Origin of the sequence: Providencia sp. Me31A (assembly GCF_050487165.1) — a bacterium.
In the GTDB taxonomy this organism is placed as follows: Bacteria; Pseudomonadota; Gammaproteobacteria; order Enterobacterales; family Enterobacteriaceae; genus Providencia.
Map to the genome: position 1 here is coordinate 53240 of NZ_JBKQGZ010000009.1, position 18653 is coordinate 71892.

Annotated in this window: 15 protein-coding genes; 6 read left to right on the plus strand and 9 right to left on the minus strand. The window is 40.7% G+C overall.

The annotated features are described in order from the left end of the window. The first annotated feature begins 70 nt into the window (after positions 1 to 70). A complete protein-coding gene (locus ACLPIE_RS08875) occupies positions 71 to 340 on the plus strand; it encodes a hypothetical protein (RefSeq protein ID WP_430261225.1) in 270 nt (89 codons plus the stop codon). Between the two features lie 61 nt (positions 341 to 401). On the opposite strand, the gene prfH is transcribed toward ACLPIE_RS08875, so the two are convergent. From prfH to ACLPIE_RS08905, 6 genes are all read right to left on the minus strand, one after another. Beyond that, a complete protein-coding gene (prfH, locus tag ACLPIE_RS08880; RefSeq protein WP_430261227.1) occupies positions 402 to 1013 on the minus strand; it encodes a peptide chain release factor H in 612 nt (203 codons plus the stop codon). Further along, positions 1013 to 2146 carry an RNA ligase RtcB family protein gene (locus ACLPIE_RS08885; RefSeq protein WP_430261229.1) on the minus strand — a complete coding sequence of 378 codons (1134 nt, stop codon included), beginning with the start codon at positions 2144 to 2146 and terminating at the stop codon, positions 1013 to 1015. The genes prfH and ACLPIE_RS08885 overlap by 1 nt, the downstream gene beginning before the upstream one ends. Positions 2147 to 2781: 635 nt before the next feature. Further along, positions 2782 to 4500 carry an amidohydrolase gene (locus ACLPIE_RS08890; RefSeq protein ID WP_430261230.1) on the minus strand — a complete coding sequence of 573 codons (1719 nt, stop codon included), beginning with the start codon at positions 4498 to 4500 and terminating at the stop codon, positions 2782 to 2784. Between the two features lie 100 nt (positions 4501 to 4600). Beyond that, positions 4601 to 5953 (minus strand): APC family permease, encoded by a 1353-nt coding sequence (locus ACLPIE_RS08895; RefSeq protein WP_430261232.1) that lies wholly within the window; start codon positions 5951 to 5953, stop codon positions 4601 to 4603. 659 nt (positions 5954 to 6612) lie between these two features. Then, positions 6613 to 7506, minus strand: a complete 894-nt coding sequence (gene rarD / locus ACLPIE_RS08900; protein WP_430261234.1) for an EamA family transporter RarD — start codon at positions 7504 to 7506, stop codon at positions 6613 to 6615. 158 nt (positions 7507 to 7664) lie between these two features. Beyond that, complete coding sequence (locus ACLPIE_RS08905; protein WP_430261236.1) at positions 7665 to 8135, minus strand: thioesterase family protein; 471 nt, start codon at positions 8133 to 8135, stop codon at positions 7665 to 7667. 169 nt (positions 8136 to 8304) lie between these two features. Here ACLPIE_RS08905 and pldA point away from each other — a divergent pair, with 169 nt between their 5' ends. The 5 genes from pldA to ACLPIE_RS08930 all read left to right on the plus strand — a co-directional run bounded on the left by pldA (position 8305) and on the right by ACLPIE_RS08930 (position 14002). Next, positions 8305 to 9195, plus strand: coding sequence for a phospholipase A (gene pldA / locus ACLPIE_RS08910; protein WP_430261238.1), 891 nt, complete (start codon positions 8305 to 8307; stop codon positions 9193 to 9195). 84 nt (positions 9196 to 9279) lie between these two features. Next, complete coding sequence (gene recQ, locus ACLPIE_RS08915; protein ID WP_430261240.1) at positions 9280 to 11106, plus strand: ATP-dependent DNA helicase RecQ; 1827 nt, start codon at positions 9280 to 9282, stop codon at positions 11104 to 11106. Between the two features lie 20 nt (positions 11107 to 11126). After that, on the plus strand, positions 11127 to 12122 hold the full coding sequence (gene pldB / locus ACLPIE_RS08920; protein ID WP_430261242.1) for a lysophospholipase L2: 996 nt from the start codon (positions 11127 to 11129) through the stop codon (positions 12120 to 12122). A gap of 13 nt (positions 12123 to 12135) precedes the next feature. Further along, positions 12136 to 12948, plus strand: coding sequence for a sugar/pyridoxal phosphate phosphatase YigL (yigL, locus tag ACLPIE_RS08925; RefSeq protein ID WP_430261244.1), 813 nt, complete (start codon positions 12136 to 12138; stop codon positions 12946 to 12948). 250 nt (positions 12949 to 13198) lie between these two features. Continuing rightward, positions 13199 to 14002: a tetratricopeptide repeat protein gene (locus ACLPIE_RS08930; protein ID WP_430261246.1), complete on the plus strand. Its 804-nt coding sequence runs from the start codon at positions 13199 to 13201 to the stop codon at positions 14000 to 14002. On the opposite strand, the gene ACLPIE_RS08935 is transcribed toward ACLPIE_RS08930, so the two are convergent. Genes ACLPIE_RS08935 through asd form a run of 3 tightly spaced genes read right to left on the minus strand, consistent with a single transcriptional unit; the run spans position 13999 to position 18608 of the window. Beyond that, positions 13999 to 14328, minus strand: coding sequence for a hypothetical protein (locus tag ACLPIE_RS08935; RefSeq protein WP_430261248.1), 330 nt, complete (start codon positions 14326 to 14328; stop codon positions 13999 to 14001). The genes ACLPIE_RS08930 and ACLPIE_RS08935 overlap by 4 nt on opposite strands. A 9-nt stretch (positions 14329 to 14337) precedes the next feature. Continuing rightward, on the minus strand, positions 14338 to 17679 hold the full coding sequence (gene mscM, locus ACLPIE_RS08940) for a miniconductance mechanosensitive channel MscM (RefSeq protein ID WP_430261250.1): 3342 nt from the start codon (positions 17677 to 17679) through the stop codon (positions 14338 to 14340). Positions 17680 to 17711: 32 nt separating this feature from the next. Beyond that, entirely contained in the window at positions 17712 to 18608 is an 897-nt protein-coding gene (gene asd, locus ACLPIE_RS08945; RefSeq protein WP_430261252.1) for an archaetidylserine decarboxylase, read from the minus strand. Between the last annotated feature and the right edge of the window lie 45 nt (positions 18609 to 18653).

Genomic DNA, 18653 nt, shown 5'->3' on the forward strand with positions numbered 1-18653 from the left:
TATACTAAAAATAAATTAAAATTTTTAGTATAGATAATATGAATTTATTTGTTTTATCGGAGTTTTTAAAATGGAAAATGACAAATTTGGTTATAGTAGCGAACATGGTATTAGCATTGTAGATTACGAAAAAAAGCTGCAATCAGCACTGAAAAGATTAAGTGAAAAAAGCATTGGTGATAGCATAGCTATTAATTTAAATGGAATTCATTCAAAATTAACTGAATTAATGAGTTATTTCCCTGTAGAAAATAGTGGGGTGCTTACTGGTAAAGGTATTTTCCATAATTATGAATATAACCAATTCCCTATTTGCACAGGTAATGAAAAGAGATTTTAACATTCATTAAATTATGGAAGTTAATGCTATACCACCTCCTATTGTAAGGAGGCGGCATTTTTTAGCTTAACCGCTTAAATTTTTGACCAGAAAATACAGTAGTGGCATTACCTCTTTCTATTTGATAGTGAGAATTGTGCCGCTGTTTATCTAACATGCTCAACTGCTGCTCTTGGTACTCATTGAGTTTCCATTGGATCAGCTGTTTTGCTAGCTTCTTATTGGCATGTTGACTACGTTCAGATTGAACCTTAACGGTGATCCCTGTGGCAATGTGCTTCGCTCTAACCGCCGATGCAGTTTTATTAACGTGTTGGCCGCCAGCTCCTTGTGCTTTGGTAAACTCAAACTCAATTTCACTATCAGTAATTGGCTGAATAGCTGAAAAACGCATGACACTCAAAAACCAATTTTTCCGTTTATGAAGCGGCCTAATCGGGCTTTGGCATTGCCATTGAACTGTACCACACCAAGATTGGGCTAATCTTTCTGTATCTTCACCTTCAAGGTAAATCAATGCAGATTTTAGCCCTTGTTTAGAAGGAAATGACTCTAATAAATCGACTGTTACTTGGTGTTTTTTTGCTTCTTCTAAAAAATAAGCGAGTGCTTTTTCTACTGCAATACAGCACTCTTCGGGTCCTTGAGCAGAGGAAAACTGTAATAGTATCATTAACACTCTCCACTAGTTTTGTAGGTGATAACAGGTTTAAGGCGCGCGACAACCTGAATCACACCAATATTCACCATGCTTTCAATCACTGTATTAATTGATTTATAAGACTGAGGGGCTTCTTCATAAATCAGTTGTTTGTTTGCACAGATAACACGGCTACCTAGTGCCGTTCTTGATAATTGAATCGGTGTATATTTATGGGATAAACGACCTTTACACTCCGTTCGCATCCACTTACGGCCAGCGCCATGCGCTAATGAGTTCAAACTTATATCACTTGGTTGTGGGGAAACGAGATAACTGTAATCCCCCCGTGAACCAGGTATAACCACAAATCCGCGATCTGCGGGTGTCGCTCCTTTGCGGTGTATCCATCCTTCTACACCATTGATTTTGCAGGCTTCAACTAAGTTATGATTAAGGTCGAGTGTGATTTCACCTTTTGCCTTTACCTGCTGTAACATGCGTAAGCCGATTAGCTGGCGATTCAGTTGAGCAAAGCACAATGCATTTTGATGTGCTTCCAGATAGTTTTTTGCATCATTAGAGCTATCAATAAGCCCATCATGACTATGGTTTTCAACGTGTTGGCGAAGAATGGACTGGCCTAAACCGCGAGAACCACTGTGAACTAACAACAGTAATTGTTGCTTATTCAAACCGCTTATACTGAATAATTCAGAGTCTAATATTTCATCAACAGCTTGAAATTCTGCAAAATGATTTCCGCCGCCAATAGAACTTAATGATGACATAAAGTCATGTGATTTCATTTCATCTGGAACATGTTCTTCAAGCCATGATAAAGGGGCGTGATCTGGCATGTCAGAGAGTTGCTTTTCGAGTTTATCGAGATTAACCTTCGATTTTTTAATATCGGTTTGAAATAAAGCCATCCCACAACCGATGTCATTGCCAACCAGCGCAGGATAAAAGCGCTTAGTAGAGAAAAATGCGGCGCCAATCGGATATCCACGACCTGGGTGAAGGTCAGGCATGCCGACAACGGATACCATATTAGGTAAGCTGGCTGTTGTTTGTAATTGTTGGATTGCTTTGCTTTCAATCCATGTTGATTCTGTGGCGATATAACTAACTTGCTGATCCACAGTATGTAAGGTATTGCCCATAAGCTATTAACTCATTTTTAATTGAAAAATAAGGTGATTAGCAGGCAAATTTAAGAAAATAGGTTAACTAACGAGTGTCACTATTTCAGAGAGTGCCTGCAAAGAGTTTGATTAATTGTTGTCATGGTAAACCTCCTTGCAGTTAGCTGATGAATATAAAACGATGCGGATATTAGCTGTAACTTTTTTCTTTTGCAAGCGCTATTTTTACGAAGAAATATTATTAGTCATTTTTTTATAATAGGGTAGTTTAGTAAGCCTTTTCCTGTAATTAAAATCTAGATTATCTATTTTTATATTATTTGATCATTAATTTAAAAGTATATTTTTCATGACAGTAATAACTGGTGAGTAGAATATGAAAATTTATTATGCGGTGATTTGCTGATTGAGTCTTCTGGTTGAAGTGTATTGTTTTTTGATTAAAAAATACATAAAAACAGTCGGTTATAGTTATTTTTTAATGCAGTTTTCGCTATTTTAAATAAGCTAATCGTTACTTTACAAGAGGATTTAGTCCCCCATAATTTATCTTCTTATTGTTAGGTTTCTGGTTTTAAGAGCCCAATAAAAATACCCCAATACTATTTCTAGGTATTGGGGTATTTATTGATTCAAATAATATTAAATTAGCATTAAGCGATATGAACGGTTTTTCCACCGATAATTGTGCGTAATACTTTTACATTTTCAATATCATCGGCTGGGATTTCAAATACATTGCGATCTAGCACAATCATATCTGCAAATTTTCCTGCTTCTAGCGATCCTAGTACATCTTCACGGTGTTGTGCATAAGCAGAATCAATCGTTGCAGAGCGTAAAACTTCAATAACAGTGAGATCCCGATCGTTATCCAGTCTTGGCGCTTTTTGCCCATTAATATCACGGCCACGGCGTGTTGCCGCGACTTTTAAGTCATACCATTCGTCAAAATCATCAATTGGCCAGTCACTACCAAAAGCAACAACAGCGCCTGCATCGACAAATTTAGCGATAGGCTCAAGCTGTTCAAAACGCTCATCACCTAACATTTTCTTTTCAAAAGCGGCAAGTTCAGGTGTTGGTGCCGCCCATTGGAAAGATAAACAAGCGATTGTTTTTAATCGAGCAAAACGCGCATAGTCGTCGGCATGGACTAATTCATTATGGGCAAGGCCAGGGCGAATATCTTTTTCTGGGTGTGCGGCACGCATTTTTTCAATTGCATCTAAAACGATAGAAACAGCGCCTTCGCCAACGGTATGCAAGTGTGGGTCATAACCTGCGGCGGCAATTTTTTCCATCAGTTCATCAAGGATCTCTGCCGTGAAATAGAGATCGCCGTAATTGTTTGTTTCAACCCAGTTAGGCGCCTCATCAGTTCCTTGGTTGATACGATAGGGTTGCAGTAAAGATGCCGTCATCGTTGGAAATTGCATAACACCATCAACAAACATTTTGATGTTATTTAAGCCGATCCCAGGAGTAGGAAGCCAATCTGCTTGGTGCCATTTTTGGGCAAATGCAACCGCTTTATCAACAGCCGCAGCAACGGAAGCCACATCAGGTGTTTCATCGGGAGTGATTTCCCGTGCCGCTTGGAAACGAATAGTTAGGTCGCCACGTTGTTGTAATTGTGCGAATGCTTCAAGTTGCTGCTCAGAAACACGTGCATCCATGACCATAGTCACGCCTTGCTGATTAAGGACTTTCTGTACTAATTCAGCAACCTCTACGGCTTGGTCATCACGAATCGAAGGAATACTGTCGGCGGCACGCATAGCAGGCGCATCTTCTAAAATTCCGTTTAGTTCACCATTTTCGTATTTACCAATTTTACCATCTGGTGGTTCAGGGGTTTCTTTGGTGATACCCAATAATTCGAGGGCTCGGCTGTTAGCAAGTAATGTGTGGCAGTCATTTGAGAATAATACGACAGGGCGTTTTGTATTCAGCTTGTCCATGTCTTCACGGTACATATCAATACCCGCAGGGATCATGCCCTGACGCAGCCAAGCGGTTACTTTCAGCCAATCATTTTCACCTGTACGAGGGTCTTTATCTAAATGATCTTGTACACGCTCTAGGATTTGATTGATTGTTAAAGATTCATAATTCAAATGGCAGCCAAAAAGCTGAATGCCGCCCCAAAATGGGTGCATATGACCATCAATGATGCCAGGCATCATCATTTTACCTTCTAGGTCGATGCTTTCTGTTTCTGGCCCTACATACTGGTGAAGTTCAGCAGAGGTGCCCGTCGCGAGAATATAACCGTCGAGGATTGCTATCGCATCAACCACGCGATTTTGGCTATCAGCTGTATAAATATAGCCGTTAAAATAAATAACATCTGCAAATGTATTATTCATGGTAAACCGTCTGTATTCGTGTTGCTTTAAAGCATCAGCGCTAAAAAAACAAAGGGGAAGGCAAACGCTCCCCCGTAATTATTTATCAAGTATGAGACAATTAATTAATAATCATCTCAGTTTCGTCGTCAGAAATTGCTGGAGGACGACGAGTAAAGCCATGGGTCAGCAAGGTGAGATAAACAGCACCCGCAGCCAACCAGCATAGACCAACCTTAAAGGCTTCACTGTCTAAGCTTGTCCATAACCATAAGGTTAGGATCACACCTATTGAAGGCATAATAAGGCAAGTTAGCACTTTTGTATTATCCAATGAAGCTTTACGATCAATATAGAAATGTTTGATGACGGATAAATTCACAAAAGTGAACGCAATCAGCGCGCCAAAGCTTATCATTGATGCCACCATGCTCAGGGATAAAACCAATGAGAGTAAGGAGGCGACAGCGACAAAAATGATTGAATAAATTGGTGTATTGAGTCTTGGATGCAAATAAGCAAACAGTGAGCGCGGTAATACCCCTTCACGACCCATGGCATAGAAAATCCGCACAATACTGGCTTGTGAGGTCATTGCTGAAGCAAATACACCAATAACATATGCGGTGATAAAACTGGATGCCATCATAGCGCCACCAACTTGTTTCATAACCGCAAGGCTCGCAATATCGGTGTTAGGAATGAAGTCCTGCCACATTGGGTAAATGAGGTGCGCACCATAAGATATCACGACGAACAGGGTACCTGCGATAAACACTGTGTATAAGATAGCCTTCGGTAATGCGCTGCGTGCATCTTTGGTTTCTTCCGCCATTGTTGAAATCGCATCAAAGCCAAGGAATGCTAAACACAATACAGCCGCACCTGCAAATAGCCCAGGGACTTGGTCTGTCATGACAGTAATCGGAGCCAATAGCGTATCCGCATCTAATACAAATGATGTTTTAAAGCTTAAGTATAAAAATACAGCAATAAACACAAACTGCATCAAAATGATCAGCATATTCATTGAGGAAACTAATTTAATTCCCAAAATATTCATAATGCTAACGATTGTGATGGTGCTACAAATAATGACGTACATTGGGATATCAGGAAATGCTTCATGAACAAAGATCCCAATGGCAATGTAGTTGATAATTGGCAGGAATAGATAGTCAAGCAATTGTGCCCAACCCACTAAAAAGCCAAGCGTGCCGCCGAATGTTTTTTGCACATATGAATACGCAGACCCAGAAAGAGGGAGAGCGCTAGTCATTTTGCAATAACTCATCGCAGTGAAGAAGACAGCAGCCAATGTAATTAAATAAGCGACGGGTAAATGCCCTTCACTTAATACAGTAACTTGTCCATAGGTGGTGAAAATTCCGAGAGGCACCATATAAGCCAGCCCGAAAAAAACTAACGCAGGAGTGGTCAGTACGCGTTTCATTTGAACGGTATTCTGTTGCATTTTTAAGCCCTTCCCAAAAGCCCTTAACAACCTCAACTCTGTCTGAATGCACAGGCGGAGTGAACCTAAAATGCAGCCATATAACCTGAGCTATAGCACTACACTATTTTTTATTTAACACTTATGCGCCGTATTCAATTTCAGAAAACCTCGCACCAGGACATCAATTAAATGTCATCGTGCGCACTTTAATGAAACGTCAGTGATGAATCGGACCATCACCATCCGCTGGGGTGAATACAAGCGGCGTACAATATAATTACCAAGTTCCTATTAAGCAATCATTAATTGAAAAAAAATATACAACTGCCTTTATTTCAAAGAGTTGTTATATGGATAAATGAGTTAATTGAAATGGATTTAAGATAAGCTAAATCATACTCATTTACAGAATTAAATCAAGCTAATTGGGGGCATCTTAACATATTGATAAATAATTATTTTTTTGGTTTTTGTTTTGTTATTTGATCTATTCTATGTCTGCTTATTTAAAATAAATATTAAAATCCTAAAGTTTCATTAATTAAATTAACGTGTAAGGTTCCATATAATGAAACACCGACTTCATTGTAAATATAAAATGAAAGTCGGTATTTTAAATTTGCACTATTTATAGGTTATAATTATAGGCTATAAGGGGTTACTGAAAAAAGAACATATTATTTCTTTCTCAATTTTTGCTGGGTATATAAAGCGTCCAAGGTAAATAAAATTAATGCAACCCAAATAAAGCCAAAAGTGACTAGCAGCTCAGCGGTCATCACTTCGCCATACACAAAGACGGCAAGTAAGAACATAATACTTGGCCCCATGTATTGGAAAAAGCCTAGGGTTGATAACCGCAAATGGTTAGCTGCTTCAGTAAATAGTAATAGTGGAACCGTTGTAATAACGCCTGCCGCAATCAAAAGGGTATTAAGATGCCAATCATTCGCAGCCATATTACTGGTTGGACTATCTGCAAAGAATAATAAGAAAATAATACCAACAGGTAGCAGCCATAAGGTTTCGAATGTCATGCCTGTTTGGGCATCGACACCGAGCTTTTTACGCAGTAAACCATAAGTGGCAAACGTCACAGCTAAACTTAAACCAATGACAGGGACTGAGCCAAATTGCCAAAGTTGAATTAATACGCCAGTTAATGCCAAACCGACAGCAACCCATTGCATACGCCGGAAGCGTTCCTGTAAAAATAGCATGCCAAACAATACGTTAACCAAAGGATTGATAAAATAACCTAGGCTAGCCTGTAGCATATAGCCATTATTAACAGCCCAAATATAAATTAACCAGTTACAAGCAATTGTCGTTGCAGTGACGCCAAGAACTAATATTTTTTTGGGTTGCTTCAGTACTTGGCGAACATAATTCCAGTGCCGAGAGACTGTTAACAATAAAATCATAAAGAAAAATGACCAAATGATACGATGAGTCAGGATTTCTTCTGCGGGCACTTCTTGAATGCTTTTAAAATAAATTGGTGCGACACCCCAAATAAAATAGGCGCCTAAGGCACATAACACGCCTTTGGTAGTATTCTGCTGGCTCATTGTTGGCTCTGAAATTGAATTAAACACTAAAAGAAACTTAACAGGGGTACCGAGCCGTAATTTGTACGGCTCGATTTTTGACACCACTAATGTGACATTGCTCAGGTTTTTTTACAAGTTATTCGTTTCCTAGGTAACTAATTATTTATAGGAAAGGATTATCCCACTAGGTAAGTCGCTGTCGCTGTTGCAATATGCTGATTATTTTCATTATGTAGTTCACAGCGAGTCACCGCGATTTTATTACCGTCTCTTAACAAGCTTGCACTGGCTGTAAACATTTCGCCTCGACCGGGGCGTAAATAGTCGACACGGAGATCAATTGTACCCATACGAGACATTTTGTCGACAATTTCACTATGTGTTAGCGGATTTATGCGCTGTAAAATACGGTTTATACATACCATTCCCCCTGCAACATCTAAAATAGAGGCTATCACACCACCATGGAGGATATTTTGGGTAAAGTTACCAATTAGTTGTTGGCGATTTTCGATTGTGAGTTGGACAAAGTCATCATTTATATTGAATAGTTCGATGCCAAGTAATTGGTTAAAAGGCATTTTGTAGATGAAGGCATGGCTCATTAGTTCGCAGGCTTCTTCTAAGGTATAAGTACGGTCATTCATCACGTTCATCCGTTAAACAAAACTGTAAATATAGATGTAAATGATACGTTAACACTGTGTGTAATTTATGTCTCTAACAAACAGATGAATAATCTTTCAGCACTTAGCGTATTTTGTGTGTAAAATAGGACAAACTTTTTTTTGGCGCTATTGAAAATAGGAATGACTAATGCGTGCTTTACCAGTGTTATTGAGCGCTGTGCTCTGTTTTTGGTCTACTTCTTTGTTGGCGAATGAAACTGAATCTCATGAAAATCAAGTAGTAAATAATAACACACCAATTCGTGGGAGTATTATTTCAGGGTTGCTGCAAAATTATGATAACCCCTTTGTTTTGTATCCGTATGAATCAAATTATATTATTTATACGTATACATCATCGATTAATAAACAAGCGATTTCTAGCTACAGTTGGGGTGATGATGCGTTAAAGGACGAAGTTAAATTTCAATTAAGTCTTGCGTTTCCTTTGTGGGCAGGTATTGCGGGCGAAGACTCGATTCTGGCTGTTTCTTATACACAACGTTCTTGGTGGCAGCTTAGCAACAAAAAAGAGTCATCCCCTTTTCGTGAAACCAATTATGAACCTCAAGTTTTTGTCGGATGGCTGACGGATTACCAATTCGGTGGTTGGACATTACGTGAATTAGAAACTGGTTTTAATCACGAATCAAATGGTCGTTCAGACCCAACTTCTCGAAGTTGGAATCGTATTTATGCACGAGCAATGGCACAAAATGGTAATTGGCAAGTTGATCTGAAGCCTTGGTACCGTATACATGAAAGTGAAGGTAGTGATGATAATTCAGATATCACTAAATATATGGGGTATTATCGCTTAAAAGTCGGTTATGCACTGGGTGATAGCGTGTTTACAACGACAGGCCGTTATAATTGGAATAGTGGTTATGGTGGCGCAGAGCTGGGTTGGAGCTATCCGATTAGTAAACATGTGCGTTTTTATACCCAGTTGTTTAGTGGATATGGTGAGTCGATGATAGACTACAATTATCGCCAAACGCGTTTTGGTATCGGTGTTATGCTAAATGATATGTTGTAAACCAACATAACATATCGAAAGAAATTAATTTCATACCTCGCTGCTCATTTGGGCAGCGACTTGTTTTATAGATTGAGGAAGTTTGTGTCCACAGCTTGCGTCATTAACCAACTTTCAATGGCTGAGAATGTGCTCAATAGCACATTTGGTTATCAATCATTTCGCCCAGGACAAGATGAGGTCATTGGGGCAATTTTGGATAACCGAGATTGCTTAGTATTGATGCCAACAGGAGGGGGGAAATCATTATGTTACCAAGTCCCCGCGCTGGTGAAAGAAGGTATCACGTTGGTGGTTTCGCCATTAATTTCGTTGATGAAAGACCAAGTAGATCAACTAAGGCTACATGGTGTTGGTGCAGCTTGTATAAATTCATCCCAAACTCCACAAGAACAACGCCAAATCATGGCGTCATGCGACAATGGTGAAATTAAACTGTTGTATGTTGCACCAGAACGGCTCTTAACAGATTATTTTTTAAGTCAATTATCTAGTTGGAATATTAGTTTACTGGCTGTTGATGAAGCACACTGTATTTCCCAATGGGGGCATGATTTTCGCCCTGAATACCGCGCATTAGGCCAACTAAGACAGTCTTTACCGGATGTGCCTGTAATGGCATTAACGGCGACGGCTGATGAAACAACACGTGCAGATATTATTCGCTTATTGGAATTGCATGACCCGTTGATTCATGTCAGTAGCTTTGATAGGCCGAATATTCGTTATACTTTAGTCGAAAAATATAAACCTTTAGATCAACTTTGGTTTTTCATTAAAGGGCAAAAAGGCAAAGCGGGTATTGTCTATTGTAATAGCCGCAATAAAGTGGAAGAAACCACAGAACGTTTACAAAAACGCGGTTTAAGTGTAGCAGCATACCATGCGGGGTTAGACGTTTCTCAGCGGGAATGGGTACAAGACGCATTTTTAAAAGATAACCTGCAAGTGGTTGTTGCAACAGTGGCTTTTGGTATGGGGATTAACAAATCAAACGTCCGGTTTGTGGCGCACTTTGATATCCCCCGTAATATTGAAGCCTATTATCAGGAAACTGGCCGTGCGGGCCGTGATGGCGTAGAAGCCGAGGCTATTTTATTTTATGACCCTGCGGATATGGCGTGGCTACGTCGTTGCCTTGAAGAAAAACCCATGGGTATGCAACAGGATATCGAACGTCATAAACTAAATGCCATTGCCGCTTTTGCAGAAGCTCAGACTTGCCGTCGTTTAGTGTTATTGAATTACTTTGGCGAAAATCGCCAGCAACCTTGCGGTAACTGCGATATTTGCCTAGACCCACCAAAGCAATATGATGGATTAATAGATGCGCAAAAAGCGCTTTCTTGCATTTATCGTGTTGGTCAGCGTTTTGGTATCGGCTATATTGTTGAAGTACTGCGAGGAGCAAACAATCAGCGGATACGGGATTTAGGTCATGACAAGCTGCCAGTTTATGGTATTGGTAAAGAACAAACCAATGAATATTGGGTCAGTGTACTCCGTCAGCTGATTCATTTAGGTATGATCACCCAGAATATTACCCATTTTTCGGCATTGCAATTAACAGAAGCTGCACGACCGATATTACGTGGGGAAGCCGCATTACAACTTGCTGTACCACGCGTTTTAGTGGCAAAAAGCCGTAATCAACAAAACAAAATTTATCATGGCAATTATGATAAAAAGCTATTTGCTAAGCTGCGCAAGCTACGTAAATCGATAGCAGATGAAGAAAACATCCCACCATTTGTGGTATTTAATGATGCAACGCTTATTGAAATGGCAGAACATACACCAACATCATCTGTCGAGTTGCTGTTAATTAATGGTGTGGGTGAACGCAAGCTTGAACGTTTTGGTGAAGCCTTTATGACGCTGATCCGAGATCATCTTGAAGGTTATGAATGAATACATAAGGAAACGACAGGATGACGTCTGAAAACCTAAAAGAGAGTTGGCTGAATCGAGAAACTCAATTTTCTGCTTTTACCAATGGCCCGCTTTTAGATTTTTGGCAATGCCGTGAAGAGTCTTACTTTCTTGGTGTTGACGATATTCCAATTCATTATGTGCGCTTCGTACATTCCACCCACCATAAAGCGATAGTAATTTCACCGGGACGTAGTGAAAGCTATGTGAAATACCCTGAGGTGGCCTATGATTTTTATCATTTAGGTTACGATGTGTTCATCATTGATCATCGTGGGCAAGGGCGATCAGGCCGCATGCTGGCGGATACTCAAAAAGGTCACGTTGAAAAATTTACTGACTATATTGATGATTTTGAAAAGTTTATTGAGCTAGAAGTTAAATATCGCCATTACCCTAAGTGTTATGCAGTTGGCCACTCTATGGGGAGTGCGATCCTTGCTGGGTATTTATTGCGAGATAGTGTGACATTCGACGCTGCAACGTTATGTGCACCGATGATTGGAATTAACTTACCTATGCCTCGTTGGATGGCAAGCTTTATCGTGGATAGGGCGGAGTCTCGTGAAAGTGTGCGTAATGATTATGCCGCTTCAACAGGTAAGTGGCAGCCTTTACCTTATTTAATCAATGTATTAACGCATAGCTCAGAGCGTTATCGGCGTTATTTGCGTTACTATGCAGATTATCCCGAATTACGTCTTGGTGGGCCGACTTATCACTGGCTGCGTGAAAGTTTTATGATTGGTGACGAGCTAATTGCGAAAGCGGGAGAAATTGATGTGCCACTAATGGTATTGGAAGCCAGCGAAGAAAAAGTGGTCAGTAATAAAGAGCTACGAGCTTTTTGTCAAAATAGGCAAAAAGTGCAAATAGGAAGAGAAGAAAAATTACCCCTCATTATTGAAGGGGCACACCATGAAATCCTATTTGAAGTGGATGCGCTAAGAGCGATGGCGCTCAATGCCATCTGTGATTTTTTTGAGCAGTATTAGTTAAGGTTTGAATATGAAATATCCTGTAGTTGCTTCCGATTTGGATGGGACACTGTTATCTCCCAATCATGATTTAACGTCTTATACAAAAGACACATTAAAACAGCTAGTTGCAACACAAAATGTGCGTTTCGTGTTTGCAACAGGGCGTCATCATGTGGATGTTGCCCAGATCCGTGATGGTTTGGGTATCGATGCCTATATGATCACATCAAACGGTGCTCGTATTCATAATACGCATGGTGAACTTATTTTTGAACACAATGTAGACCCACAAATCGCCCATGATCTGTGTTTAATGGAGTTTGATAATCCAGACCTTATTACTAACTACTATCATGGGGACGATTGGTTTATTAACCGGGAAAGCCCTGAACAGAAAGAGTTTTTCAAAGAGTCAGTGTTTAATTATCAGCTTTTTGATCGCCATGAATTTAAAACGTCAGAAGTATGTAAGGTTTATTATACCAGTGAAGATCATGACCTGCTTGTAGATCTACAGCAACGCATTCAAAACCGTTGGCAAGATAAGGTCAATGTCACGTTTTCTCTGCGTAGCTGCCTTGAGGTAATGGCAGGTGCTGTTTCGAAAGGCGAGGCTTTACAACAAGTTGCCGCATTACATGGTTATGATGCGAGTGATTGTATTGCTTTTGGTGATGGTATGAATGACAAAGAAATGCTGACTATCGCGGGTAAGGGCTGCATTATGCAAAATGCGCACCAGTTGCTGAAAGATGCATTGCCAAGTATGGAAGTGATTGGTTCCAATGGTGATGATGCAGTTGCTCGTTATCTGCGGGAAAAATATTTAAATAATGCATAGTGTTGTGTGGACTTAATATTTAATAGGCTAGGTGAGCATGAGTTTACTTAGCTTTTTATTGCTAATTGCCTAGAAAAAGAAAAAAGTGATAAAAATACAGCGAAATGTGCTTTTTAAGTAAATTAGGTCAATTTTCCTATTTTTTCTAACAAAAAGTAAATTTACACTAAGATAATAGAGTATTGGGTCAATATTAATGGATAGTACTGTTTTCACAGTCAGTATATTGCACTGTTGAGGGTTTCTTCGTATGAAAAAAATTGCGGTAGCACTGTTGTTAGGTTCTATTTTTTATAGTTCAGTATTAATTGCGACACCAGCCGAGGTTCCCGCTCCTGCTGCTTCGACACAAGAACCGACAATTGAGCAAATCACGCAATTAGCTCAAAAAGGCGATCCATTAGCGCAATTTCAGCTTGGGGAGCGGTATTTTAAAGGTCATGGAGTTTCCCAAGACTCAAAGATTGCCGCAGAGTGGTTCATTAAAGCAGGAAACCAAGGAAACTCTGATGCACAATTTAGGCTAGGCACTATGTTTGTCAATGGTTTTGGTGTCCGCCGAGACTATGATAAAGCCATGTTATGGTATGAACAAGCGGCTGCACAGGGTGATACTCGTGCAGAAACCAATATGGCCATGATGTATGCGCAAGGCTTAGGAGTTACCCAAAACTTAGAAAAAGCGGCTTTTTGGTTTAGAAAAGCGGCCCAAAGTGGTAACGTCATCGCGCAATTCAGCATTGGCCAAATGTATTCTATAGGCAGTGGTGTTGATTTAGATGATGAAAAGGCTGTATTTTGGTTTAGGAAAGCAGCCAAACAGAAAGATGCCAAATCCCAAGACCGCTTGGGGGTGATGTACTCAGAGGGGCGTGGGGTCAAGAAAAACCTACAGCAAGCTTATGCATGGCTAGCAACAGCGGTTTATAGTGGCAACTCAGAGAGCCGTCGACTTAAAGAAAAAATTACCGAACAATTAACCCCTGACGAGTTACAGCAAGCGCAAAAGCTGGCAGATGGCTATATCAAATCATACGGCTTCAAAGCAAGCTAAGCAAAGACGCGGGATACAATGGCGTGTCCCGCAAATATCGTGACAGATAATATCAGATAGCACCAACAAACCCGATAGAAACTCCATCCTTGGCGAACCGCCAATTTCAGCTGTTTTGATGATAACTTAGTGATGACCATCCGAAAGCTAATGATGTACATCAGGCAGTAGCCCTGCCATAGATAAAGAGTATTAAAGGCAAATGCCTTCCCAATAATTAACAAAATAATTAATGGAATAAGAAAGAATAAAATCGACCCAACGCGTTCCAGTTGGGCGACCCTTAACTTAATTAATTCATCTTGTGGAGTTGAAGGGGGCAACATAATTACCGTCTATAGCTCCCCTGTTTTACGGTTAGGATTACGCCCAGACAAGTTATTTGTTGCACTTTGTAGTGAATTATCACGGACATCAACCCTAGCTTGAAATGGTGGGAATGGTAATGTAATACCTTGTTCTGCAAAGGAAGCTAAAATATTTTGGTGAATTTCGTGACGAGCCGGTAAACGGTGTCCCATTTCTGCGGCGTAAACACGTAATTCAAATATTTGAATACCTTGTTGGATATCCACAAGATAAACTTCCGCTGCTGGGTTATCTAAAATCATCGTAGAGCGTTTAGCGGCACGTAAAATAGTGTCTGTCACAAGTTCACTATTGGCATCTGATGGCGCAGGGATCGTCATCACGATACGCGTGATTGTGTCCGACAGCGACCAGTTAATAAATTGCTCAGTAATAAACGCCTTATTTGGCACAATGATTTCTTTTCTATCCCAATCGGTGAGTGTTGTCGCTCGAGTATTGATTTTAGTAATACTGCCCGTTAAGTTACGGATAGTGACGGTATCACCAATACGGATCGGTTTTTCGAATAAGATCATCAACCCAGAAATAATATTGGCAAAAATTTCTTGTAAACCAAAACCAAGTCCAACCCCCATTGCGGCAATTAGCCACTGAAGTTTAGACCAATCAATACCTAACATTGAGAAGCCAACAATGGTGCCAATCAGCGTAATACCATATTTGGTTAGCGTGCTAATCGCATAACCTGTACCCGGTGTTAAGTCTAAATGTTGTAAGACGGCAAGCTCTAGCAGAGCAGGGAGATTGCGAACCAGTTGTGCCGTTACAATAATCGTTAATATTGCAATGAATATTGACCCCATCGTGATGGGCTGAATAGTATCAATACCATTGACCGTGGAGGTCACATCCCATAAACGAATATTTTCAAGGAAAGAAAATGCAGTATGCAGCTCAGACCATAACCAAATTAGTGATACTAATGCAATCATGGTTAAAATTGAGCGTACTAAGCCAACAGACTGGGTACTGATAGCATCAAGGTCAATAACCTGTTCTTCGATATCAATATTCCCTTCGCTACTCGCATTCGTTTGTTGGTTATCATCTTCACCTTTAGCGCGTTGCGCCAAAATTTCTGCACGACGCTGTTTGGCTCGTTCAAAAGCCAATTTTCGTCGTTGCATGGACATCCATCGGCGAATGGTGTGGTAAATAATTAGGATCACAAACCAAATCGCGACAGAGGTTTCTAAGCGGGCAAGTAGTGCTTGGGAGGTTGAAAAATAGCCTAAGATAGAAAAGAATGCCGCTGCGATAGGGGCGAGTAGTATCATCCACCACAGCGCTTTGTTAACGATATTCTCCCCTGATCCATGCCTATCTAAATATAAAGGGATCTGTGAACGGCGCAAGTTATTGGTAATTAAGCTTAGTGCTATGCATAAAAAGATGAAGCATGCACGACCGACTGTGGCAGCAAACTCACGGTCACTATAATGTTCAAAGGTGATAATCGCCATGACCAGTGGGACGATAACAAAGATGGCCATACGGTAATAGCGCATAGCGCGTTTGACTGCGTCTTTATCCCAACCAAAATGGGAAATAAATAAACCAGTAGGACGAGAAAAGGTCTCACTGATCATAAACAACCATAAAAGTGGTGTTGTCGCACTCACACCAAAACCAATTGCGGCAGCCATTGGGTATTGCCACGCGCTTTGTAATCCATAACCTATAGCTGACCACATCATTGGCAAGGGTAGCGCTACAATAATCGACCAAAAAATAGTTCGAATGGTTAAATAAAAGCGATCCTGTGTGACTTTACCAATACGCAAGCTAGAGCGATCAAGAAATGCTTGGTAGTGCCTACGTGTGCTAATACTGAAAATGACGAGAGCAATCGAACCTAGGAGGTATAAGAAAGTATCTTGTGTCGTGACCATGACACCCAACGCGCCAGCAAGTTGGGATAAAGTATCTAGCGAAAGTAGCTGGGTAATATCCGTTACGAGCAGAACAGGATAACTGATACTGATTGGCGGTACATCCGCAACCCAGAACAGATAACGGTTGGAGGCGTCTTTGACTTCTTTTAATGCATCCGTTAGTTGCCCAGTGGCAACATTTAATTTAGTTAGCTCAAGCATTTCGGCATCAAGGCCTGAAATTAATGAGGTTAACAGCTCGCGGCGAGTTTTAATCAATGACTGATAAACTTGTACTTGAGTTGCATTAAGCTCATGTTCGGTTTCTTGCTCGCTTGTATCTATTTTACTGAGTCTATCTAGGCTATCTTCATAATTTAAACGTTGAACGCGTAAATCAGCCATTTCACGGTCAAGTTGCTGGCTTTTAGGGATATCAGGTAATCGCGAAAGCTGCGTTCTGAGCGCTTCCCCTAGAGTACTTGAGCTACTGATCCACTGCGCTTGCTCACGAATGGTGGTCAGGGCTTGGCGAGCATCACGAATACTGGTTGAAATTTCAGTTTGGCTGGTGGTTATCGCGCTCATGCGCTGTGCTTGAGCCGTTAGCTCCTGCGACATTTTACGGTTAATATCCAGCTGTTCGGTTAAGAATGGCGTTAATTCGCCTTGTGCTGCCAACATTTCCGTGTGTTCTAATGCCAAAATGGCTTTCTGCTGACGCTGGGTATTTTGGAAATCACGTAAATTTTGTAGCTCAAGCTCCATGCGTTGATGACGCTTTTTATATAGCTCAAGTGTGAGGCGGGAAATCTCTTGGCGGTTATTGGCGGATAACTGCGCCATTTCTAATTCATTAACGGCCGATTTGCGAGCACTTACTTCGGCTTGGGCCAATGCATATTGGGCATCGGATAACGGAGTTGAAGGCGTACTGAGTGACTGAAAACGTGAGGTTGCTTCGGAAAGTAGGCGTCTGGCTTCTGAAAGCTGCTGGGGCAGCACATTTAATGATTCACTGATTTCTCGACCTTTGTCTTGCTCTTGTTGAATTAGGCGGCTTTGGTCAAGAAGTTGGCTACTAAGTTGGATAATACGCTGCTCTAGCTCACCCAAACTGATCCCAACAGGAATGCTGCTCGGTTCATCATTTTCTTTGAGTAGTTTTTGTCTGAGTTCTTTGATAATTTTAGGGAAGTTATCAATTGCTTGTTGGTAAGACTTCGCTTTTCCTTCAGATTCACGCGTTTCACTCATCCAATTTAGCGCGCCTTGTAATGCTTGGGCTATCTCGGCATCTTTCGGGTTGGTACTCGATTCTAGCTGTTTGAGCTCCTGCTTAATCTGTGCCTCATCTTGCGTTCCTATAGACGCCGCAAATGAAGAAAAAACGATTAACAGGCTAAGAAAAAAACTGATAATCAAGCGCACAGTGAGGAGCTCCTTTAAGGAAAATGAATAAATTAAATTTCGACTGACTCGGTTGTTGCATTTTCCGTCATCGTTTGTGCGAGCAATTCCCCCATACGCGTTGCGTAGCCTGGGATAAGTGACGGATTAAATATTACTTTATTCGCTTCGAACAGGTTAATCACGGTTGATCCGAGCTTAAACAGGCCCATTTCTTCACCTTTTTTCAAGAAAACGGCACCTTCACTATCTAATTCAGGATAAACCCAGCGTTTTATGACGCCTTCACGAGAGCTGTTTACACAACCGCTCCACACAGTATCAATGCTACCGACGATTGTTGCACCGACAAGGATCTGCACCATCAAGCCGACAGGGGTATCGAAAACACAAATCAAGCGCTCATTACGAGCAAATAAATTCGGTACATTTTGTGCTGTTAACGGATTTACTGAAAATAGGTCACCCGGCACGTAGATCATTTCTTTAAGTAAGCCATCACATGGCATATGTACGCGGTGATAATCACTTGGTGAAAGGTATGTCGTGATAAATTCACCACCCCGAAAGCGTTCCGCTAATTGATATTGCCCCGCAAGCAAAGCTTCAACAGTATAGCTGTGGCCTTTAGCTTGAAAAATAAGGCCATCATCGATTGAACCGAGTTGGCTGACAGCACCATCTGCGGGTTGAGCAAGTTGGTGGTCTTTTTCAACGATTGGACGAGCTTCTTCTTTTAGTAAGCGAATAAAAAAGTCATTGAAAGAGGCATAAGCCGTAAATTCGCTTTTTTGCGCTTCGTTCATATTGACTTTATAGGCTTTAGCGAAAAGTTTAATTGCCCATTGCGTCATAAAACCTGCATTCTTACTAGCAAACCAGCCTGCAAATTGCGTAAGAGCTTGTTTTGGCAGTATATATTGCAAACGGATTTTAATTTTATCGAGCACATTAACCTCTGATTTTTAAAGGTAAGTTAGCAAAAGGGCAGCTAT